This is a genomic window from Paenibacillus sp. strain BS8-2 (genome assembly GCF_054483835.1).
The window spans coordinates 5,799,992-5,821,045 of the sequence record NZ_CM137010.1; the positions used below are offsets into that span (position 1 = coordinate 5,799,992).

Annotated in this window: 18 protein-coding genes and 1 tRNA gene; 3 read left to right on the forward strand and 16 right to left on the reverse strand. The window is 50.5% G+C overall.

The genetic code is table 11. The features are described 5' to 3' along the window. Positions 1–7: 7 nt before the first annotated feature. The 12 genes from ccsA to ACX1C1_RS25130 all read right to left on the reverse strand — a co-directional run bounded on the left by ccsA (position 8) and on the right by ACX1C1_RS25130 (position 14,700). Positions 8–820, reverse strand: coding sequence for a cytochrome c biogenesis protein CcsA (gene ccsA, locus ACX1C1_RS25075; protein ID WP_458954838.1), 813 nt, complete (start codon positions 818–820; stop codon positions 8–10). A gap of 103 nt (positions 821–923) precedes the next feature. Then, positions 924–2,315: a glutamyl-tRNA reductase gene (gene hemA, locus ACX1C1_RS25080; RefSeq protein ID WP_458954839.1), complete on the reverse strand. Its 1,392-nt coding sequence runs from the start codon at positions 2,313–2,315 to the stop codon at positions 924–926. Between the two features lie 288 nt (positions 2,316–2,603). Continuing rightward, on the reverse strand, positions 2,604–3,002 hold the full coding sequence (speD, locus tag ACX1C1_RS25085) for an adenosylmethionine decarboxylase (RefSeq protein ID WP_458954840.1): 399 nt from the start codon (positions 3,000–3,002) through the stop codon (positions 2,604–2,606). A gap of 360 nt (positions 3,003–3,362) precedes the next feature. Then, entirely contained in the window at positions 3,363–3,953 is a 591-nt protein-coding gene (locus ACX1C1_RS25090; protein ID WP_458954841.1) for a non-ribosomal peptide synthetase module, read from the reverse strand. 215 nt (positions 3,954–4,168) lie between these two features. Further along, positions 4,169–4,756 (reverse strand): ribosome biogenesis GTP-binding protein YihA/YsxC, encoded by a 588-nt coding sequence (gene yihA / locus ACX1C1_RS25095; protein ID WP_458954842.1) that lies wholly within the window; start codon positions 4,754–4,756, stop codon positions 4,169–4,171. Then, positions 4,753–7,155, reverse strand: coding sequence for an endopeptidase La (gene lon, locus ACX1C1_RS25100; protein ID WP_458954843.1), 2,403 nt, complete (start codon positions 7,153–7,155; stop codon positions 4,753–4,755). The genes yihA and lon overlap by 4 nt, the downstream gene beginning before the upstream one ends. Positions 7,156–7,194: 39 nt before the next feature. Then, positions 7,195–8,898: an ATP-dependent protease LonB gene (gene lonB, locus ACX1C1_RS25105; RefSeq protein ID WP_458954844.1), complete on the reverse strand. Its 1,704-nt coding sequence runs from the start codon at positions 8,896–8,898 to the stop codon at positions 7,195–7,197. A gap of 140 nt (positions 8,899–9,038) precedes the next feature. Then, complete coding sequence (ispG, locus tag ACX1C1_RS25110) at positions 9,039–10,148, reverse strand: flavodoxin-dependent (E)-4-hydroxy-3-methylbut-2-enyl-diphosphate synthase (protein ID WP_458954845.1); 1,110 nt, start codon at positions 10,146–10,148, stop codon at positions 9,039–9,041. A 153-nt stretch (positions 10,149–10,301) separates the two neighbouring features. After that, positions 10,302–11,558, reverse strand: coding sequence for an ATP-dependent protease ATP-binding subunit ClpX (clpX, locus tag ACX1C1_RS25115; RefSeq protein WP_458954846.1), 1,257 nt, complete (start codon positions 11,556–11,558; stop codon positions 10,302–10,304). Positions 11,559–11,582: 24 nt separating this feature from the next. Next, on the reverse strand, positions 11,583–12,170 hold the full coding sequence (clpP, locus tag ACX1C1_RS25120) for an ATP-dependent Clp endopeptidase proteolytic subunit ClpP (protein ID WP_458954847.1): 588 nt from the start codon (positions 12,168–12,170) through the stop codon (positions 11,583–11,585). A 302-nt stretch (positions 12,171–12,472) separates the two neighbouring features. Next, the gene (gene tig / locus ACX1C1_RS25125; protein WP_458954848.1) at positions 12,473–13,762 is read right to left on the reverse strand and encodes a trigger factor; all 1,290 of its coding nucleotides are present in this window, start codon (positions 13,760–13,762) and stop codon (positions 12,473–12,475) included. 89 nt (positions 13,763–13,851) lie between these two features. Next, positions 13,852–14,700 carry a hypothetical protein gene (locus ACX1C1_RS25130; RefSeq protein WP_458957794.1) on the reverse strand — a complete coding sequence of 283 codons (849 nt, stop codon included), beginning with the start codon at positions 14,698–14,700 and terminating at the stop codon, positions 13,852–13,854. Positions 14,701–14,985: 285 nt separating this feature from the next. Here ACX1C1_RS25130 and ACX1C1_RS25135 point away from each other — a divergent pair. Next, positions 14,986–15,062, forward strand: a tRNA-Arg gene (locus tag ACX1C1_RS25135). A 249-nt stretch (positions 15,063–15,311) separates the two neighbouring features. On the opposite strand, the gene ACX1C1_RS25140 is transcribed toward ACX1C1_RS25135, so the two are convergent. Continuing rightward, positions 15,312–15,656 (reverse strand): hypothetical protein, encoded by a 345-nt coding sequence (locus ACX1C1_RS25140; RefSeq protein ID WP_458954849.1) that lies wholly within the window; start codon positions 15,654–15,656, stop codon positions 15,312–15,314. Between the two features lie 157 nt (positions 15,657–15,813). On the opposite strand from ACX1C1_RS25140, the gene asnB reads away from it, so the two are divergent. After that, positions 15,814–17,658 (forward strand): asparagine synthase (glutamine-hydrolyzing), encoded by a 1,845-nt coding sequence (gene asnB / locus ACX1C1_RS25145; RefSeq protein WP_458954850.1) that lies wholly within the window; start codon positions 15,814–15,816, stop codon positions 17,656–17,658. 66 nt (positions 17,659–17,724) lie between these two features. Here the strand turns inward: asnB and rdgB are convergent, their stop codons facing one another. The 3 genes from rdgB to ACX1C1_RS25160 form a co-directional block, all read right to left on the reverse strand. Continuing rightward, a complete protein-coding gene (gene rdgB, locus ACX1C1_RS25150; protein WP_458954851.1) occupies positions 17,725–18,402 on the reverse strand; it encodes an RdgB/HAM1 family non-canonical purine NTP pyrophosphatase in 678 nt (225 codons plus the stop codon). Between the two features lie 4 nt (positions 18,403–18,406). Next, positions 18,407–19,147, reverse strand: a complete 741-nt coding sequence (rph, locus tag ACX1C1_RS25155; protein ID WP_458954852.1) for a ribonuclease PH — start codon at positions 19,145–19,147, stop codon at positions 18,407–18,409. Positions 19,148–19,302: 155 nt separating this feature from the next. After that, on the reverse strand, positions 19,303–20,358 hold the full coding sequence (locus tag ACX1C1_RS25160; protein WP_458954853.1) for a GerMN domain-containing protein: 1,056 nt from the start codon (positions 20,356–20,358) through the stop codon (positions 19,303–19,305). A 133-nt stretch (positions 20,359–20,491) separates the two neighbouring features. Here ACX1C1_RS25160 and ACX1C1_RS25165 point away from each other — a divergent pair, with 133 nt between their 5' ends. Beyond that, positions 20,492–21,031, forward strand: coding sequence for a phosphatidylglycerophosphatase A family protein (locus ACX1C1_RS25165; RefSeq protein WP_458954854.1), 540 nt, complete (start codon positions 20,492–20,494; stop codon positions 21,029–21,031). Positions 21,032–21,054: the final 23 nt, after the last annotated feature.

Sequence of the window (21,054 nt, forward strand, 5' to 3'; positions counted from 1 at the left end):
CTCTATCTTAGTGGAACGAAGATAACGTGCTGGATGCCAGATTAAGCAGAAGAACAAGAAAAGAGATCAAATAGAGCTTCGAGAGCTCTTCGCCGGTCCGTTTATTAACAGCTCGTTGATAAATATAAATGACAAACATCACAAGCGCGGCGAACGACGAAAGAACCTTCCAATCCAAAAGAAGCTGCGCCCTGCCTTCGACTAACAGCGATGTAACAGCGATCGCTAGCGACATCGCCAACAGCGGCACTCCAATCATGACAGAACGATCAGAGAAACGTTCGATCGTGTCGAGACTCGGGTATCGCCTTACGAATTTGGACCAGCGCTTACTCTTGAGTCGATGATGCAGGAACAAATACATGCCAGACAGCAGCGCTCCAAAGGTAAGAGCCGCGTAAGCGCATAATATCAAACTAATATGTACATAAAGCAGCTCGCGCGTCGTCTGACCGACAGAATTTTCGTTGCCCTCCGCTATGCCTGCATACAAATTAAGCGCCAGCACCGCGAACCCGATTACGTTAACAAAAAACACAAAATAATCAATGGAATAAAACCGGCTCATCACCAGTGATACCGTCACGAGTAGCCATGAGAAGCATAACCAATATTCAAAAGCAGAAATTTGGGATAAGTCCAGATGAGACACCAGCCTCATGACCAAATAGCCGGTTTGAAGCACCCATACAAAAATAAGGAGCCCTGTGCCTATCCGTTTCGCTCTCCGGCTTGCGTTCATAAAGTCGGAGAAATAAAACAGAAGGCTCAGGGCATAAACATACAATATCGCATCGTACAACCAATTCGCTGTTCCCATAACCCCTCCGCTAAAGCTGTTCTGCAAGCGCGTGGGTTGCCGACGGATCATGTATAAGATGCTCTGTCAGCGATTCGCGCATGCGTTCGAACGATCCGGCCAATCAAGTTCGAGCGAGTATCGGCGCTCCTGCCTGTTGCTGAGCAGGCTTATGCGACATGCTCTTGGCTGCTTCGGTCTGCTTCGCAACAGCTCCGGGATATTGACCGGATAACTGCTGTGATTCGGCGAGTTCCTCCAGCGCGAACAGCTTTACGAAGGTGTCCATCGCTTCTTCAGAACGTTTCTCGCCTGCCATTTCTTTTATACGCAATATGGGGTCTTGTATCATTTGGTTCATCATACTTTTTGTCAGCTTTCGAATCACTTTAAGCTCCCGTTCGCTAAGTCCCGGCAACTTATTCGATAGGCTGACCATCGTTTCTTCATGAATATCAGCGGCTTTGGTCTGCAAAGAACGAATCAACGGCACAACACCAAGCGTCTTATACCATTGCTCGAATCCGGCCATCTCATCGTCAATCATCACTTCGATCTTCCCCGCTTCAAGGCGACGCTGTTCGAGATTACTCTCCACGATCCCTTCCAGATCATCAATGTCGTAGAGAAATACGTTCTCCACAGCTGCGATGGATGGATCAAAGTCACGCGGCACCGCAATATCGATCATAAACAATGGCTTTGACTTGCGACGTTTCATTGCTTCAGCAACTTGTGCACGATTAAGCACATAATTCTCCGAACCCGTTGAGCTGATAACGATGTCTGTTTCTGCCAGCCTCTGTATGCCTTCCTCCAAGGAAAGCGGCGTTCCTCCGAATTTATCGGCTAACTGTGCAGCACGCTCGAATGTCCGATTAACAACCAATATACGCTCCGCACCGTTCGCATACAGGTGCTTGGCAGTCAGCTCGCCTGTCTCGCCAGCACCTATAATCATGACGGTCTTGCGGTTAAATTGACCGAAAATTTGTTTTCCAAGCTCTACGGCAGCATAGCTGACGGAAACAGCGGATTCGCCGATCGACGTTTCCGTATGTGCCCGCTTTGCCATGGTGACAGCTTGCTTGAATAACATGTTGAACACTGTGCCAGTCGCCCTCATGCTCTGCGCGGTTTGGAACGCATCCTTGACCTGCCCCAGAATTTGAGTCTCGCCGATCACCATGGAATCAAGGCCGCTGGTCACTTTGAACAGATGTTTGATGGCCGCTTCGTCCTCGTACATATAGAGATGATTCGTGAATTGATCACGCGGCAGACGAAACCATTTCTCCATAAAGCTGCGGATATAATGTCCGCATAATTGATGGCGGTCAACTACTGCATACATCTCCGTCCGGTTGCAGGTCGCCACGATGACACATTCCATAATGCTCTTCGTCCCCATCAGGGCGCTGATCGCCTCAGGCAGCTCTTTCTCTGCGAACGAAAACTTCTCCCTGACTTCCACGGGAGCGGTCCGGTAATTTAATCCGACTGCGATAATGTGCATGCGTGGTATCCCCCTTTCCTGCGCGGACGTAAGCTTGTCTCTCTTCGCCACGTTTTTATGTATCCGATAACTAGATGTTAGCCATTATTATAGCATAGTTCGACATTCATACAGGGTTCATATTTGACCAATGTTTGAAATATGTACACTAGACCGCATACACGCATACAAAATCAAGCGGCAAGGTAAATATCTAATCCCTATTGTAGTATTTCCCGCTTTTCGCAAAGAAATAACCATGGATTGGCTCCATGGTTATTCTTGTATGGTACATGAATGAGCTCTCTGTTAAACAAGCTCGATTTGTTTCATCTTTGGCTCTTCGACTTGCAGTTCGCCCATGCCGCGAACAAGTTTCTTCGCGTGAGTCGTCTTTGGTTTCAGAACGGACAGCATGTAATCGATCGCAAGCTGAGGGTCTACAGTTTCACCGCAGGTATAACAGTCCAGCGCAGCGAAACCTCTCTCAGGATACGTATGGATCGAGAGGTGGCTCTCCGACAGCAGCACGAGAACCGTTGCGCCTTGAGGTTCAAATTGTTTGGATTGCACGGATAATACCGTTGCACCGCATGCTTCTGCAGCCTCTACCATGTGAGATTGCAATTCTTCAGCACTGTTCAGCAAATCAAAATCTACACCCCAAGCATCAACAGCAACGTGTCTTCCGAAAGTAGAGTATTCCATCTTCCGGTTCCCCCTTCCTAGGAATAAAATGTTTAAAAAATTTCATCCGCTAGGACCTACGTCATTCACTTCCCGAGGGATTAATCTCTCGCAACATAACTATGTCCTGAGTGAATCCTGGTTCCTAATTTGTAACTATAATGTTTTCAACGAAACTAAAAATAACATCTATCCGCTATAATTGCAATAGTTTTTTTTGGAGAACAGGCTTCGAGCGCAGCGGCGGCAAATGTTACGTATCAATGTATGTCGGCCAGATCTCGCGCGCAACGCGCCCAATAAACAAAAATATTGCAAAAACAAGAAAGCAGCCGCGCTGACGCGGCTGCTTTCTTGTTCCTTAACTTTTCGAAGCTCGCGTTAGGCTTCCAGCGCGAACAATCGTTGCGTGAGCTGCTTCAAGCGTTCGTCGATACCCTCGATTTCTCGATGGTTCTTCGTTTGATTGCGCAGATCCAGGAGCTCGTTGACGGCTCCTTGTACGAGACCGATCTCGCGTTCGACTAGCCTGCTCTGGAATACTCGCTCGAGCTCGGCAAGCGTGTCCTTGTGTTCGAACACAGTGCGTTCGCCGCTAGCCGTGCTTTCCACGATTTTGCGGACGGCGCCGTTCGTATAGTGATAGATCATCGTATAATGGCTGTAGATTCGATTGACGATCGCTTGGCCTCTGAAGGCCGCGACGGCTTTGCGCAACGCGTTGGTCAGTTTTGGCTCTACCACACGGCAAGAAAGCTCGCATACGTAACAGTCCTGCCTCCTCTCGAAGGTCAGACGGACTTCTTCCCGCCCTGCTACATCTTGAAGCACAAGCTCTTGATTGCCATTGTCCAGTACCAGAACCTGCAGCCTTAGCTGCTGATCCTCCATCAATGCGATAAACCGGGACATCTCTTCGTGTTTTAGCTGCAGTTTGGCATTTACATACTCAGTGGCTAGCCGCTTAGCCATAAAAATCTCCTCAATTCTTTGAAGACCTCCTCGCTCCAGCGAAGACAGCCTTTTCAAATTGCTTATTCTCATTATACGTGATCGGAGCTTTTTATTCCTGCCTGCCAGCCTTCATATTTAAGCATATTTCCATAAAAAACGGAGGATTTCACGACGAACCGCTACAATTGCATGGAATTCTCTGCTTTATGTGAGAACTTCACGTACTTACACCCTTATGTGCCAATCGCTTCTGTAATAACGTCCCACAGTTGCTCACGGCCAAGCCCGGTTTCGGAGGAGAACAGGACGACAGAATCGCGTGGATCGGCCTCGAGTGTAGTCTTGATCATTTTTATATGCTTATCCCATTTTGACCTCGGGATTTTATCCGCTTTCGTCGCGACGATACAAGTCGGGATCTCGAAATGCTTGAGCCACTGGTACATCAAAACATCATCCTTAGATGGTTCGTGACGAATGTCGATAATAAGCAGCTGCAGCTTAAGCGGTTCTCTTGACTGCAGATACGTCTCAATCATTTGTCCGAACTTCTCCCGTTGCGTCTTGGACACCTTGGCATACCCATAACCTGGAAAATCGACAAAATAAACGAAGTCATTCACTTTATAATAGTTGAGCTGCTGCGTCTTGCCAGGCTGCGAGCTCGTTCTCGCTAAGTTCTTGCGCATGATCATCTTATTGATGAGCGAGGATTTACCCACGTTGGAACGCCCTGCCAGAGCAATCTCTGGCAAGGCGTCCTCAGGATATTGATGCGGCAGAACCGCGCTAATAATAAATTGTGCGTCTAATATTTTCATGAAATTGGAGTACCCGCCTTCTCTACTGTTCCTGCCGGCAGCAGCGCATGCTGGAGAACCTCGTCCATATGCCCCACCGGCACAAAAATCATATCCTGCTTGATGCTATCCGGAATATCCTTCAAATCTCGTTCATTGTCTCTCGGCAGCAGCACCTTGCGGATGCCCGCTCGATGTGCGGCCAGCGACTTTTCTTTCAATCCGCCGATCGGAAGCACTCGTCCGCGCAGTGTAATTTCGCCCGTCATCGCGACTTCCCGTGAGACATATCGATTCGTTAGTGCGGAAATAAGCGCCGTAGCGATCGTAATGCCCGCGGATGGGCCATCCTTCGGTATAGCTCCCTCTGGGATATGGATATGAATATCGTTTTTCTCGTGGAAGGATGTATCGATAGATAGCTCTACCGCTTTGGAGCGCGTGTAGCTGAACGCAGCCTGCGCGGATTCCTTCATCACGTCTCCGAGCTTGCCTGTCAATGTAAGTTTGCCGCTGCCCGGCATAACAGTCACTTCAATGACAAGCGTATCTCCTCCAACCTCGGTCCAGGCGAGCCCCGTCACGGCGCCAATCTGGTCCTCGCTCTCGGCTAGACCATACCTGAACTTAGGCGGGCCGATCCACTCTTTCATGAGCTGCGAATCCACTTTGAGCGAAGGCCGTACATTTTCTTCCTCATCATTAATAAGAGCTGGCTGAGCAGCTTTGGCTGCGGACACGAAATGTTTGGCTGCTTTACGGCATACGGCCGCGATCTGCTGCTCCAAATTCCGAACGCCGGACTCCCGCGTATATTCGCGAATGAGGAGGCGCAGCGCCTCGTCTGTAAGCTCCAGTTGCTCCTCCGTTAGTCCGTGCTCGCGTTTCTGCTTGGGAAGCAGATAACGAACGCCGATTTGCTCCTTCTCGAGCTCCGTGTAACCTGGGATGTACAGTACTTCCATCCGGTCGAGCAGCGGACGCGGAATGTTATGCAGCGTATTGGCTGTCGTAACAAACATGACGCTCGAGAGATCGAACGGCACCTCGATATAATGATCGCTGAACGTGTTGTTCTGTTCTGGATCCAATACTTCAAGCAGCGCAGAGGAAGGATCTCCTCTGAAATCAGACGCCATCTTGTCGATTTCGTCCAAGAGGAATACCGGGTTCAGGCTGCCTGCAGTTTTCATCCCCTGCATAATGCGACCTGGCATCGCGCCGACATAGGTCCGGCGATGACCACGAATCTCTGCCTCGTCGCGTACGCCGCCAAGAGAGATACGAACAAACTTGCGATCAAGCGACTTCGCGATGGATCTCGCTAGCGACGTCTTACCTACCCCTGGAGGACCCACGAGACACAGAATAGGCCCCTTCATCTTGCCGACTAACTGCTGAACGGCGAGATACTCCAGTACACGTTCTTTCGGCTTCTCGAGCCCGTAATGATCGTCATTTAGAATGTCCTCTGCTTTGTCGATACTGAGATCATCTTCGGTACGCTTGCTCCACGGCAATGCTAGTAACCAATCGATATAATTGCGGATGACGCCGCCCTCAGCCGAGGATGACGGCATCTTCTCGAGCCGGTCGATTTCTTTGGTGACCTTCTCCTTCACCGCATCAGGAACACCTGCTTCTTCAAGCTGGCTTCTCAGCTCCTCGACCTCGCCTGCGCGACCTTCTTTCTCGCCAAGCTCCTTCTGAATCGCCTTCATCTGCTCTCGCAGATAATATTCCTTCTGCGTCTTTTCCATCTGCTTCTTGACGCGCTGATTAATCTGTCTCTCTAGTTCCAGCACTTCGCGTTCGTTATTAAGCAGATCCAACAATTTCTCAAGTCTTGCAGCTACCTCAATCGTCTCAAGGATGTCTTGCTTGTCTTTGATCTTAAGCGACAAGTGGCTCGTGATGACATCCGCGAGGCGACCCGGATCATCGATGTCCGATACCGCGGCGTAAGTCTCCGGAGTAACCTTCTTGGACAACGAAATATAATGTTCGAACTGGCTGAGGACGGAGCGCATCAGAGCGTCCACTTCGGGATCGTCCGTCTCCTCCTCAGGTAATTCCTTCACCATAACCTCGTAATACTCTTCGTTCGCCAAGTAGCTTTGCACTTCGGCACGAACAACGCCTTCTACCAGAACACGAATCGTCCCGTTTGGCAGCTTGAGCATTTGCTTGACCTTAGCGACCGTACCCACTTTGTAGATATCTTCTTGGGTCGGCTCTTCGATATTGACCTCCGATTGCGAACATAACAGAATCATGTGATCATCGACCATTGCCCGCTCCAGCGCGCGGACGGATTTATCCCTGCCCACATCTAAGTGAAGCACCATGCTGGGATATACGAGTAGCCCTCTTAGCGGAAGCAAGGGCAGCCGGCGACCTTTCGACTTGCTTGGTCCCATACCTGCACCTCCATTTTCTAAAGCGTATACCTCATTTTATCATTCCGCGGAATCCGCCTGCAAATAAGGTACGCTAGTTGGTACAAATAATTCGTTCAAAACGGGTACTTCCTTCTCTTCGCGCGCCATATCCATCTCCGGAAAGACGTGCCTGAACACTTCTTCGACGCGTTCTACAGGGATCACTCGAAGACCATTCAGATCAGCAAAGATTGCTTGCCAATTTTCCTTCGGAATGATCACCACCACGGCTCCAGCTTGGAACGCGGCCTCTACCTTAGCCAGAACACCGCCTACAGGCTTCACATTGCCATGAATGCCGACCTCGCCAGTCATCGCCAGCTTGTTATCGATCGGCAGTCCGCGTATCGCAGAGGTGATCGCCGTCGCCATAGCAATGCCAGCAGAAGGACCATCGATTGGCGTACCGCCTGGAAAGTTAATATGCAGGTCGAAATCTTGAGGATTAAGCCCCGTCCTGCGCAGCACCGTCAGCACATTCTCTACGGAACCCTTCGCCATGCTTTTTCTTCTGAGCGTGCGCGAACCGCCTCCAAGCTCTTCTTCATCAACGACTCCGGTAATATTAAAGTTGCCTTTCCCTTTAGCGGCCGGAATGGCGCTTACTTCAATTTCCAACAGCGTGCCCATATTCGGTCCATAAACCGCTAGCCCATTCACGAAACCGACCTGAGGCTGCTGCGGCACCTTGCGATCCGGGCGCGGTGGAATTTGACTGCTATTGACCACCCACTCGATATCGCCCGCAGAGATAACCTCACGTTTCTCCGATAACGCAACTCCCGCCGCTAGTTGAATCACGTTAACGGCTTCACGGCCATTCGTCGCGTAACGCTTCACAACGTCAATCGCATCCGGACAAGGCGCGAACCCGATCTTCTTGACCGCGTTCTCTGCAACCTGCGCAATTTCGTCTGCAAGCAGCGGACGGAAATACACCTCCATGCAGCGCGAACGAATCGCAGGCGGAATCTCTTGAGGAGAACGGGTAGTTGCTCCGACTAGCCGGAAGTCAGCGGGCAAGCCATTCTGAAAGATATCATGGATGTAAAGGGGGATATTAGCATCCTCGGAATGATAATACGCACTCTCAAGAAAGACCTTCCGATCCTCTAGCACCTTTAACAATTTATTCATCTGCACTGGATGCAATTCCCCTATTTCGTCAATGAACAAAATCCCGCCATGCGCTTTGGTCACAGCACCTGGCTTGGGCTGCGGAATGCCAGCAACTCCCATAGCCCCTGCGCCTTGATAGATAGGGTCATGAACGGATCCGATTAACGGATCTGCGATTCCACGCTCGTCAAATCTAGCCGTGGTCGCATCGATCTCCGTGAATCTAGCTTCGGTCAAAAAAGGCGAGGTCGGATTTTTTTTCGCTTCCTCTAACACGACACGGGCTGCTGCAGTCTTGCCAACGCCTGGAGGCCCATAGATAATGACATGCTGCGGATTGGCGCTGCAGAGTGCCGCCTTGAGCGCGCGAAGCCCATCCTTCTGTCCGATGATATCATCCATCGTCTGTGGGCGCGTCTTCTCAGCCAGCGGCTTTGTAAGTGAGATCGAACGAAGCTTCCTGAGCTTATCCATCTCCTTCTTCGACTCTCTATCAACCGCCGAACGGTTCGTCTTCTGGTTGCGCAGCAAATTCCAGAAGTATAATCCAATTACCACGGCAAAAAATACTTGAATCAACATCAATACCAAATTTAAACTCATATCCATTCCCGCTCCTTTCATACCAACCGTATTCTGTCAGTATTGCCGCTTGGAAACAGGAATAATCGCGATGACGTCATAAAAAAGAAGAGGCCCCCGCAGTCCGGGACTGCAACGTGAGAAACCTCTTCCTTCTACCGCTATGCGTGGGCGTGATTTTTGCGGCCGGGAATTTCACCGGTCGCTTCGTATACACTCACGATATGGTCGATTTCTTTCTTTAATTCACTCAACAGCTCCGCCTCAGGCACCTTGCGAATCATCTCTCCATAACGGAACAACATACCTTCTCCGCGAGCACCGGCAATGCCGATATCCGCTTCACGTGCCTCGCCAGGACCATTAACCGCACAGCCTAACACAGAAACTTTGATCGGCACTTTTATTTTGGAGATGTAGTCCTCCACCTCGTTAGCGATGGAGAACAAGTCAATGTCGAGCCTTCCGCATGTTGGACATGAAACCAGTGTCGCTGCATTAGTAATGAGTCCGAAGGTCTTGAGAAGCTCGCGAGCAACCTTCACCTCTTCTACAGGGTCGGCGCTTAAGCTGATACGAACTGTGTTGCCGATACCAAGCGCCAGTAGCGCTCCAATGCCGGCTGAGCTCTTGATTGTACCCGTATGAAGCGTACCAGCTTCTGTAATACCCAGGTGAAGCGGATATTTGATAACTTCGGCCGCCATACTGTAAGCCGCGATTGCCATAGGCACATCAGAAGCTTTGAGCGAGACGATTATGTCATGGAAATCCAGCTCCTCCAAGATACCGATGTGGAACAAAGCGCTCTCCACCATGGCTTCCGGAGTTGGATATCCATATTTCTCTAACAGATGATTTTCGAGCGAACCTGCATTTACGCCAATTCGAATCGGAATGCCGCGTTCTTTGCAAGCTTTGACAACGGCCTCGACTTTTTCACGGCGCCCAATGTTACCGGGATTGATCCTAACCTTATCTATACCGTTCTCGATTGCAGCAAGTGCAAGTCTATAGTCAAAATGAATGTCCGCAACAAGCGGAATATGAATACGTTTCTTGATTTCCTTGATCGCTTCGGCCGCTTCCTTGTTGTTAACGGTAACGCGGACGATCTGGCAGCCTGCTTCCTCCAGACGAAGAATTTCGGCAACTGTAGCTTCCACATCTGCCGTCTTCGTTGTACACATGCTCTGTATGATGACTTCGTTGCTGCCGCCGATCGTCAGATCGCCGACTTTCACCGGAACTGTATCCTGGCGCTTATACATACGTTATCTCTCCCTCTCATGCGTCCGATATTCCATGATGGAACACACTCTCCCTACTACGACTCGCAACACGCAAAGGTAACAAAAACGTCAAAGTCCACCCTGCAGCAAGCGTTAATCCGCATGCCACAGGGTGGAGTTACGTTGTCCGTATTAGGCGCTTTCTTCCTTTTTCTTGCCTTTCTTCGTGGACAACTCCGGCATGATCTTATCCTGCACAGACTTCTCCGTAATGAGGCAAGTGTTCACGTCGTCACGAGAAGGAACCTCGTACATAACATCGAGCATAATCCCCTCGATGATCGCACGCAATCCGCGAGCACCCGTATTACGTTTGATCGCTTCTTTGGCGATGGCATCCAGTGCCGCCGGCTCAAAGTCCAGCTTCACATTGTCCATCTCCAGCAGCTTCTGGTACTGCTTCACTAGAGCGTTTTTCGGTTCGGAAAGAATCCGTACGAGCGCAGGCTCGTCGAGCGGCTCCAGCGTAGAAATAACAGGAAGTCGACCGACAAACTCCGGAATCAAACCGAATTTCAACAGATCCTCAGGCAGCACCATACCGAGATATTCACCTGGCTTCAGATCTTTTGTTGTGTCTCCAGCGGAGTTAAAGCCGATGACCTTCTTGCCAATCCGACGTTTAATCAACTGCTCCAGCCCGTCGAACGCGCCGCCGCAGATGAACAGAATGTTGGTTGTGTCGATTTGGATAAATTCTTGATGCGGATGTTTGCGTCCGCCTTGCGGTGGAACGGAAGCAACCGTACCTTCCAAAATTTTGAGCAGCGCTTGCTGTACGCCTTCGCCCGATACGTCACGCGTAATGGACGGATTCTCCGACTTGCGTGCTACCTTATCGATTTCGTCGATGTAGATAATGCCGCGCTCGGCCTTCTCCACATCGTAATCAGCAGCTTGAATCAGCTTGAGCAGAATGTTCTCAACATCTTCGCCTACGTAACCTGCTTCTGTTAAGGAAGTAGCGTCGGCAATGGCGAATGGCACGTTCAAAATTTTGGCCATCGTCTGAGCAAGCAATGTTTTACCAGAGCCTGTAGGACCCAGCAATAGAATGTTGGATTTCTGCAGTTCAACGTCCTCAATCTTACTGCCGGAATTAATCCGCTTGTAATGATTGTATACCGCTACGGACAATGACTTCTTGGCGAAGTCTTGACCAATGACATAAGAATCCAGGATGTTCCGAATATCACGCGGTTTCGGGATATCCTTCAGATCCAGTTCCTCGTCGTTGCCGAGTTCCTCTTCTACGATTTCCGTGCACAATTCGATACACTCATCGCATATATAGACGCCAGGACCAGCAACCAGCTTACGGACCTGGTCCTGCGATTTGCCGCAGAACGAACATTTCAATTGACCTTTTTCATCATTGAATTTGAACATGTATTCACCCCTTCAATCGTAATGTTATCCGAGCGGCGTCGTAATGACTTTGTCGATCAATCCATAATTAAGTGCTTCTTCTGCACTCATGAAGTAATCGCGGTCAGTATCCCGATCGATCTTGTCATAAGGTTGTCCTGTACGATCGACATATATTTGATTCAGCTTCTGCTTGGTCTTAAGAATCCAGTCGGCATGAATCTTAATGTCGGTTGCTTGACCTCTTACTCCGCCTAACGGCTGATGGATCATGACCTCGGCATTAGGCAATGCGAAACGTTTGCCCTTGGCGCCAGCAGTCAATAGAAGAGAGCCCATGCTTGCTGCCATGCCCATGCATATCGTCGATACTTCAGGCTTGATATACTGCATCGTATCGTATATTCCCATTCCCGCGGTTACAGAACCGCCCGGAGAGTTGATGTACAAATGGATGTCCTTCTCTGGATCGTCGGCCGCCAGAAACAGCAGCTGAGCGATGATGGAATTCGCGACATCGTCATCAATGGCACTTCCAAGGAATATAATGCGATCCTTCAGCAATCGGGAATAGATGTCATAAGACCTCTCTCCGCGATTCGTCTGTTCGACTACAATCGGTACCAGGTTCATGCGACCAACCTCTTTTCGTTTTGGACTTTAACGCTTCCTTATTGTAACACGTTAAGTAATGCATTGTCATTTTTGCGGGCTACTACAGTATACGGCGCCTAACGCGCGATATGTACGCTTCCTTCACGGATCGTCGCCAATCCAGCAAATCATATGTAGGGTGAAAATAAGGCACGTTACATGCACGCGCCTTATCCTCGGTCAATCATATTCTTCTATGTCGGCCAGCAAAGCTGGCCGTATGTTATGCAATCTTCTCGATGCCGAGAAACGGACCTTCAAAAGTCTCGTAAGTCTCGTTCTTAAGCAGTTTTGCTGTTGTCGAGCAAGAACTTGATTGTTTTGCGAAGCAAGATGTCTTCTTGCAGGTTGCTGATATTGCCGTTTTTCTCGAAGATGTCGCGCAGCTCTTCTGCAGGACGGTTGTATTGCTTGGACAGGTTCTCAAGCTCAGCAACCAATTCCTCTTCGCCCGCTTCGAAACCTTCTGCACTTGCAATCGCTTCAAGCACAAGGTTGTTGCGAACGCGTTTCTCAGCGTCGGAACGCATTTGACCGCGAAGCGCTTCTTCGTTCTGTCCGGAGAACTGGTAGTACAGATCCATGTTCATGCCTTGCATACGCAGACGGTTCTCGAAATCCTTCACCATGTAGTCGGTTTCGGTAACGATCATCGCATCAGGAATTTCCACTTCTGCAGCAGCAGTTGCTTTGTCTACGACAGCAACTTCGCGAGCTTGATCCGCTTCTTTCTCCTTGCGCTCAAGAAGCTTGGCTTTCAGATCTTGTTTGTATTCTTCGAGCGTGTCGAATTCGCTAACATCTTTGGCGAACTCGTCGTCAAGCGCTGGAAGCGCTTTGCGCTTAAGCTCGTGAAGCTTCACTTTGAACACGGCTGGTTTGCCAGCCAGATGCTCAGCATGGTATTCCTCAGGGAATGTCACTTCTACGTCTTTGAAGTCGCCTAGCTGCATACCAACAACTTGCTCTTCGAAACCTGGGATAAAGGAGTTCGAACCCAGCTCCAAAGAATAACGCTCGCTGAAGCCGCCTTCGAATTGCTCGCCGTCAACATAACCGTCAAAGTCGATTACGCTGATATCACCGTTCTCTGCAGCGCCTTCTTCAACGACAGTCAGTTCAGCATGGCGTTGTTGCAGACGCTCAAGCTCAGCCGCTACTTCTTCTTCCGTTACTTCGGAGCTTACAGCTTCGATTTCGAGGCCTTTGTACTCACCAAGTGTAACTTCAGGTTTAACCGTTACTTTCGCGATGAACTTGAAAGCTTGTCCTTTAGCGAATTGCGTAACGTCGATCTCCGGACGGTCTACAGGCTGAAGCTCGTTCTCTTGAACGGCAGCCGTGTACGCTTCCGGCAGAAGGATGTCGATTGCGTCTTGATACAGGCTTTCTACGCCGAAACGGGATTCGAAGATGCCCCGTGGCACTTTGCCTTTGCGGAAGCCAGGTACGTTAACCTTCGCCGCCACTTTCTTAAAGGCTTGATCCAGAGCGCCGGATACCTTATCCGCTCCTACCTCAACATCGATCGACACGATGTTCTTGTCTATTTTTTCCCAAGTTGCTTTCATTTTATGCCTTCCCCTCCAAAAATGCGCATGCATCAATAGTTTTCACGTTACATAAACCACTCTATTATATACAAAGTTGGTCATGCATTTCAAGGCTGATGTTCGTCCCCGCCCGCCTGCAGCAGCATCGCAATGCCCCGAAGCGTGCGACAAGCTTGTTCGTATCGAAATCTGAGGTTGTCCGAAATGCCGTATGTATCACGTATATCGTCATCATTGGCCGAGCCGTAAACCGTCAGGTGCAGCGTGAGATGCAGCGCCGCCGCGAAACAATCCACCGTCTCGTCATCGTCTCTCAACATCCATCCATAGGCTGCTGTACCGTACAGAAATTGCAAGCTTTCCTTCCACAACTCCGTGGCAAAATGTGGCAGAGTAGGGTCATCTACTTCAGCTACCGCAATCGTCCGTTCCAATATTTGAATAACGGGCTCTGGGAAATCATCCAGCGACAACGGCGTCGCTTCAATCTCGAGCTCGACCGCTTCGTCAAGTCTTCTTAACAAGATCGTACCAGTCTGCCCTCGACGCTTCAAACATTGCAAGGCCTTGAATTGCAGAATGGGGTGAAGCTCCGCTTCACTCACCCAGTCCAGAATAGCTGTATCGATGCCAGGTGCCTCGATGTAAGTTGCGCGTTCCAGCGCCAGAAGCTGCTGGTCCAGCATGGGATGATTACGCATGATGTACAGGAGCTGGCTGATGTACGCCTCGTCCTGAACAGGCGGCTTCAGCAGTTCTGCACGCAGCGTCTCCTCATCTTCGGATTCGTCCGTGCTTTCGTAATGCTCTGGTGCATCCTCACCAAGCGGGAATGCCATTTCCAGCCAGCTCAGCAGGTTGGTCCATTCCTCATAGTGACGTTTCTCCTGCCCTTGGCATTGGACAAGAAAACGGAGAAGCTCCTTCGCTTCCCGATACTGCTCTGCCTCCAGCATTCGAGTCAATGAAATCTGATATTGATCCAGCATGCTGGGAAATAAATAAACATTGTCTTTGCCTTCCGTATGCGAATCCCCAGAAGTCGTAATGATAACACCGCCTTTTAGGCATGCTCTTCACATGTTCGAATAATCTTGCGTTCGATTATACCACGCGAATACATAAGTACAAAACAACTGTTCGACATTTATTCCATCTCTATTCTCCGACAAAGTTTTTTTGCGATTCGCCATTTTTTGACTTGCAAAACCATCTAACCTCATGATATAGTATCAAACAGTGTCCCAGTAGCTCAGTCGGATAGAGCACTCGCCTTCTAAGCGAGTTGTCGGGGGTTCGAATCCCTCCTGGGACGCCATTACTATGCATTGGCATCCAATTGAACATAAATAAAAATCCCCGCACGCCTTTAATCTCTAGGCGTGCGGGGATTTTTTTGCATATATATGCCGCCATCCATGTCGTGCTGCACCGGTGCGGCGCAATGGATGTAGTTTTTTACATACGTTGGGCACGTGCTGCACCGGTGCGGCAGCAAGACGTATAAGTATTTTATATACGCTGGTAATCGGCTAACGCCGATTACCGCAACGTGAAGCATCCCAGGCTACAGAAGACCCATCGAATCAATGTGACTGCGCGTCTGTTCTGTACCGCACTCATACAACAAACGATAGATTCGTGTAATGATTTCGTCGCTGGCGCCATTGATCGTTTCGTCATGATCTGTTTTCCCGACCGGCCTTGCGAAGAAAGCAATATCCGCCTCTGCCATGCTCGACAGTTCTTCGAACAGCTCCTGCAGTCGACTCACTTCCTTATCATTCGCCATGATATCGAGCTCGTACGCCGCTGACTCAGAATCACTTAATATTTGCCCTGCCTGGACCGATACGTAATAATGCTGGCGCTGACCCTCATCCTCGCTCCATTGCTCATGTTGTCCTTTCATCCTCCTCTTCACCTCCGCTCCAGTTACTATCTGTTTCCGGTTCAAGGCCGGAAGATGCCCCTCTAGCTTCCCCCCGTGGACAGACATTTTATCCCTTTTTTCTGCATATAACTGTTATTATCGCTATTGGAGTCCAGCAAAGAGAGGAATGAGATACATGTGCGGAATAACCGGCTGGATTGATTGGAACAGTGACTTAACCCGCGAGAGCGCGAATCTAGAGCGCATGACCGATACGCTCGCACCGCGCGGTCCCGATGCTGCCGGCTCGTGGATATCGGCTCACTGTGCGCTTGGGCATCGCCGATTGTCTGTGATCGATCCCGAGAACGGCGCCCAGCCGATGATTAGGTATACAGGTGACGATCAATACATTGTCGTCTACAATGGAGAGCTCTATAACGCTCCGGAGCTGCGAAGAGAGCTGCAGAGCAGGGGACGGGATTTTACGACGACTTGCGATACCGAAGTGCTGCTAGTCGCCTTTATGGAATGGGGCCGCTCCTGCGTCGAGCGGTTTAATGGTATTTTTGCTTTTGCGATTTGGGATGTAACGGCGCAAGAACTTTTTCTCGCGCGAGATCGTCTTGGCGTCAAACCGTTATTCATCAGCAAGTATAACGGCTTATTTCTGTTCGGCTCCGAGCCGAAATGTATTCTGGAGCATTCTGCGGTAAAAGCCGAGGTTGGTGCCGAAGGTTTGGCCGAAATCTTTGTTATGGGACCAGCCCGCACGCCTGGTCAGGGCATCTACAAAAATCTCAGCGAGCTGAAGCCGGGGCAATGTATGGTCGTCAACCGATCCGGGATCAAGACGATCACGTATTGGCAGCTGCGCAGCACCGCCCATGAACAATCCGTCGATGAAACGGCCCAGCATGTCGGCGAGTTGCTGAAAGACACCGTGGAACGCCAGCTCGTATCGGATGTGCCCGTCTGTACGTTATTGTCGGGCGGACTGGATTCCAGCGCGCTCACGACACTTGCGGTCAAATATTATGACGAGAATAACCAAGGCAACGTGCATACCTATTCCGTCGATTACCGCGACAATGACAAACATTTTAAGGCGCATGCCTTCCAGCCCAACAGCGACGCGCCTTGGATCGAGCGGATGACCTCTCATCTCGGGACGATTCATCATCCTATTCAATTCGATACACCTGAGCTTGTCGATGCGCTGAGAGATGCTACGCTCGCTCGCGATTTGCCCGGTATGGCGGATGTAGACGCCTCCCTTCTGCTGTTCTGCCGCGAGATCAAGAAAGGCGCTACCGTCGCACTGTCTGGCGAAGCCGCAGACGAGATTTTTGGCGGATACCCTTGGTTCCACCGCGAAGAAGCGCTGAAAGCCGATACCTTCCCTTGGTCGCTCGCTACAGCGATGAGAGCCGATCTGCTGTCGCCTGAGGTAGCAGCCTGGATCAAACCTCAAGAATATATCACCGACCGCTATGCGGATGCAGTTGCCGAGGTGCCAAAGTTAATAGGTGAGGATGAAATGACAAGCCGCATGAGACGGATGTCCTACCTCAATATTACACGTTTCATGCCGACGCTCCTGGATCGTAAGGACAGGATGAGCATGGCGGCAGGGCTTGAGGTGCGCGTTCCGTTCTGCGATCATCGATTGGTGGAATACGTGTGGAATATCCCTTGGGAAATCAAGACGGCGGGAGACCGCGAGAAGGGCATTCTGCGCAAATCGCTGCATGGCGTTCTGCCTGACGATGTGCTGTATCGCAAGAAAAGTCCTTATCCCAAGACGCATAATCCAAATTACTTGACAGCTGTCAAAGGGCTGCTGCTCGATGTGTTGAACGATCCGAACTCTCCTCTGCTTCCGCTTATCGATGTGAAGAAGGTTCGAGCACTGGCAGAATCAGACTCGGCCAAATCCAACATTCCATGGTTTGGTCAGCTCATGTCTGGCCCGCAGCTGTTCGCGTACCTCTATCAGGTCAATTTGTGGCTGAAGCAATACAAGATAAGCGTTGGTTAGTCTATAGATATGCAGAAGGACGGCCCGGTTGGGCCGTCCTTCATTTAGTAATGTTGCAAGGCTAGATTAACGTTGCTTCATTAGAAGCGGCAGAAGTTTGGTCAACGCCTCGCCTCTATGGCTGATCTGCCCCTTCTCTTCCTTGGTCAGCTCCGCCATCCCTCTGCCAAGCTGCGGCAGCCAGAATAGCGGATCGTAACCGAAACCGCCGTCGCCATGCGCTCGATCCGTGATGACTCCGTCTACAGTTCCTTCCGCTTCTACGAATTCGCCGGTCGATGGATCGTACAACGCTAGCGCGCAGACAAATTGCGCTTTGCTTAATTGCCTTGAGCCGTCAACCAGCGTTTCTTCCGAGCACGTTGCGCCCGCTGCCAATAATTCTCGGATCAGCTTGTCGTTGTTATCCTGATCCGATGCGCCTTCTCCTGCATATCTGGCAGAATATACGCCTGGCTCTCCACCTAACGCTTCAACCCGTAAACCCGAATCATCCGCAAGCGCCGGCACGCCGAGCGCATCGCCGGTCGTCTTGGCCTTAATGCGGGCATTGGCCGCAAACGTGTCGCCGTCCTCCACGATATCCGGAATCTCCGGATAGTCATGCAGGCTGACTACCGCCTTGCCAAGCTTGTCCAGCGCATGCGCAAATTCCTTGACCTTGCCGTTATTCTTGGTTGCGACTACGATGACTTGACTTGTAAGGGCTGCCTCGGCACCAACGGCATGTTCATTGTCAGCCATGGATTTACCCTCCGATTCTATCCGCGATATGTCCGAGGGCCTCGCGCTGCTTGGCGAACAGCTCATTGATGCCGCCCTCGGCAAGCGCCAACAGCTCGTTCAACTCTTCGCGAGAGAACGTGGCTTCCTCACCTGTCCCCTGCACCTCCACGAAACGTCCATTGCCCGTCATCACCACGTTCATGTCGACCTTCGCTTTGGAATCCTCTTCGTAATTCAGATCGAGCAGCGCCTTGTCTCCCACAATGCCAACGCTAACGGATGCAAGGAAATCCCGGATCGGGAATTTGGTGAAATTAGTATTCGCGGACAACTTGTCTAATGCGATCGCCAATGCGACAAAGGCGCCCGTAATCGATGTGGTTCTGGTGCCGCCATCGGCCTGGATGACATCACAGTCGAGTGTAATCGTCCGTTCGCCCAGCGCTTGCAAGTCAACAACGGATCGTAGTGCTCTCCCGATCAGGCGCTGGATCTCCATTGTCCGGCCCGTCAGCTTGCCTTTCGCCGATTCGCGCTGGTTGCGGGAATGCGTCGCACGCGGCAGCATGGCGTATTCTGCGTTAATCCAGCCCTTGCCCTGCCCTTTCATAAAGGGCGGCACACGTTCCTCAACGCTTGCGGTACAGATGACCTTCGTATCGCCGAATTCAATCATAACCGAACCTTCTGCATGTTTATTTACATTTGCCGTTATCGTGACCGAACGAAGCTCATTCGGTTGCCGACCGTCATTTCTTATCATATGTATGCCTCCTGAACTGTTTTCCGTCTCCGACCGTGTCGTTAGGGTCGTTCCTATTTTAACAAAGTAGCCGTGCAATTGCATCTTACAACTGCAATGCAAGAAAGGACGAACCCGCGTTGCCGCGGTGTCCGCCCTTACTGCGATTGCTTATGTTACGATTTCAAAGCGTTAACGTGATGAGGTCTACCTACCGGGACGCTGTAATCCGTGTTGTTAGAATCGATCAGCTCACTGTCGCTGTTGATTCGGATTTGAACGAGCGATTCACCAGTTGTTTCTGTTATGGAAAGTACGACGGCTTCCAGCATTTCTGCCGGCAGCTGATGTCCTGTCTCGTAAGCCGAATCCTCGAGATCGACGATTACGACACCATCCTTCTCCTCGATACTCGATACTTCAACATCTGGCAACAAGACGCTGTTCAGCGATTTTTTGTCCAAAGGACCCGCAATCAATTCGTCCATCGCCGCTAACGCAGGAGAGTCCGAACGGGAGATTAGTCGAGTGACTGGGACGTAATACGGTTCTTCGTTCATCGTTTCTGACGAGAAATAAAGTGTGACTGGCGACGAGTTGGCGATATCAACGCCATCCGCCGCTTCGATATTGATACCGATTGCCCGCGTAAGCTTGCCGTCGATCGGGTAATTTGCCACCGGCATCTCGGTAAGCGGTTCTCCCTGTACGGACAGCTCAACGCCTTCGACGCCGCTCATTGCCGTTAGCGTCCATGTGATCGCTTCGACGATATCACGCTCGTCCGCTGCGTTGTAATTGACAAACGGCTCGGAGAAATCTACTTTTGCGATTCGTTGCTCTTTGTCATACGTATACGACTGAATTTGTGTCCCTTGCGGGATCAAAGCACGGAAGTCCTCTGGCAATATGGATGCATACGTGCCCCCATCCACCATGATCTCTAATGCTCTTTGCCCCGGCAGCTCATCTTCACCATAAGTAAGCGGGATCGAGACCGGCGCCAAATAGCCGTTGCGGTCTTTCAGATATACCGTAAGGCTAGTGCCTCCCGCTTGTCCGTCAGGAGAAACCTGTCCGGTCGGCTCGCCTTCTGTTTCCTCGACTTGAGACGGCGGCGGATCAATCGACTTGCTTGTCTGCTGCGAGAACAACCCACAGCCTGCGGTCAGTACCGGTAATACGAGAACAGCCGTGAATGCGGTATGGCGAATCCATCTTTTTTGAACCATGATTATAATTCCTCCCCAATGGAAAATGGCCTGCTTAACTTTGTACAACTCATCATTTGTAGTACTATGTATACGAGCCCTTCCCTTTTTTAGACCAGTTTTGTCCACAAAATCATGAGGGGGTACAAAGAAGATGAGTAATCCAGCAAAGTATAGTCTGAATAGCCAGAAAGTCGCGCACGCAACTGAGGAGTGGTTGGAGAAAAGAGGCATTACCAAACTCGAAATCGCGGAACTCGTTCTATTTTTGCAAAAGGACTATTTCCCCGAGCTGACAATGGAAGAATGTATCATACATGTAGACGCCGTATTGTCGAAACGCGAGGTGCAGAACGCGGTCTTGACCGGCATCCAGCTTGACATGCTTGCCGAAGAGGGCAAGCTGCTGCCGCCGCTGCAAGACATGATTCAGCACGATGAAGGATTATACGGCTGTGACGAGATATTGGCCCTATCGATCGTCAACGTTTATGGCAGCATTGGGTTTACCAACTTCGGGTATATCGACAAAGTAAAACCCGGCATCCTGGTACGTCTCAATAGCAAAACAAGCGGAGAAATCCATACGTTTCTAGACGATATCGTAGGGGCAATCGCTGCTTCGGCCGCTAGCCGCATCGCCCACCGCAAACAGGCTGAACGCGAAAACGTCACGACTCCACCTCTGGATTAGTAGCGTAGCGAACTCATCATCTA

Excerpts from the sequence above, each read along its gene's own strand:
- ccsA (WP_458954838.1), bottom strand. The coding sequence starts at position 820 with ATGGGAACAGCGAATTGGTTGTACGATGCGATATTGTATGTTTATGCC.
- hemA (WP_458954839.1), bottom strand. The coding sequence starts at position 2,315 with ATGCACATTATCGCAGTCGGATTAAATTACCGGACCGCTCCCGTGGAA.
- speD (WP_458954840.1), bottom strand. The coding sequence starts at position 3,002 with ATGGAATACTCTACTTTCGGAAGACACGTTGCTGTTGATGCTTGGGGT.
- ACX1C1_RS25090 (WP_458954841.1), bottom strand. The coding sequence starts at position 3,953 with ATGGCTAAGCGGCTAGCCACTGAGTATGTAAATGCCAAACTGCAGCTA.
- yihA (WP_458954842.1), bottom strand. The coding sequence starts at position 4,756 with ATGAAAATATTAGACGCACAATTTATTATTAGCGCGGTTCTGCCGCAT.
- lon (WP_458954843.1), bottom strand. The coding sequence starts at position 7,155 with ATGGGACCAAGCAAGTCGAAAGGTCGCCGGCTGCCCTTGCTTCCGCTA.
- lonB (WP_458954844.1), bottom strand. The coding sequence starts at position 8,898 with ATGAGTTTAAATTTGGTATTGATGTTGATTCAAGTATTTTTTGCCGTG.
- ispG (WP_458954845.1), bottom strand. The coding sequence starts at position 10,148 with ATGTATAAGCGCCAGGATACAGTTCCGGTGAAAGTCGGCGATCTGACG.
- clpX (WP_458954846.1), bottom strand. The coding sequence starts at position 11,558 with ATGTTCAAATTCAATGATGAAAAAGGTCAATTGAAATGTTCGTTCTGC.
- clpP (WP_458954847.1), bottom strand. The coding sequence starts at position 12,170 with ATGAACCTGGTACCGATTGTAGTCGAACAGACGAATCGCGGAGAGAGG.
- tig (WP_458954848.1), bottom strand. The coding sequence starts at position 13,762 with ATGAAAGCAACTTGGGAAAAAATAGACAAGAACATCGTGTCGATCGAT.
- ACX1C1_RS25130 (WP_458957794.1), bottom strand. The coding sequence starts at position 14,700 with ATGCTGGAGGCAGAGCAGTATCGGGAAGCGAAGGAGCTTCTCCGTTTT.
- ACX1C1_RS25140 (WP_458954849.1), bottom strand. The coding sequence starts at position 15,656 with ATGAAAGGACAACATGAGCAATGGAGCGAGGATGAGGGTCAGCGCCAG.
- asnB (WP_458954850.1), top strand. The coding sequence starts at position 15,814 with ATGTGCGGAATAACCGGCTGGATTGATTGGAACAGTGACTTAACCCGC.
- rdgB (WP_458954851.1), bottom strand. The coding sequence starts at position 18,402 with ATGGCTGACAATGAACATGCCGTTGGTGCCGAGGCAGCCCTTACAAGT.
- rph (WP_458954852.1), bottom strand. The coding sequence starts at position 19,147 with ATGATAAGAAATGACGGTCGGCAACCGAATGAGCTTCGTTCGGTCACG.
- ACX1C1_RS25160 (WP_458954853.1), bottom strand. The coding sequence starts at position 20,358 with ATGGTTCAAAAAAGATGGATTCGCCATACCGCATTCACGGCTGTTCTC.
- ACX1C1_RS25165 (WP_458954854.1), top strand. The coding sequence starts at position 20,492 with ATGAGTAATCCAGCAAAGTATAGTCTGAATAGCCAGAAAGTCGCGCAC.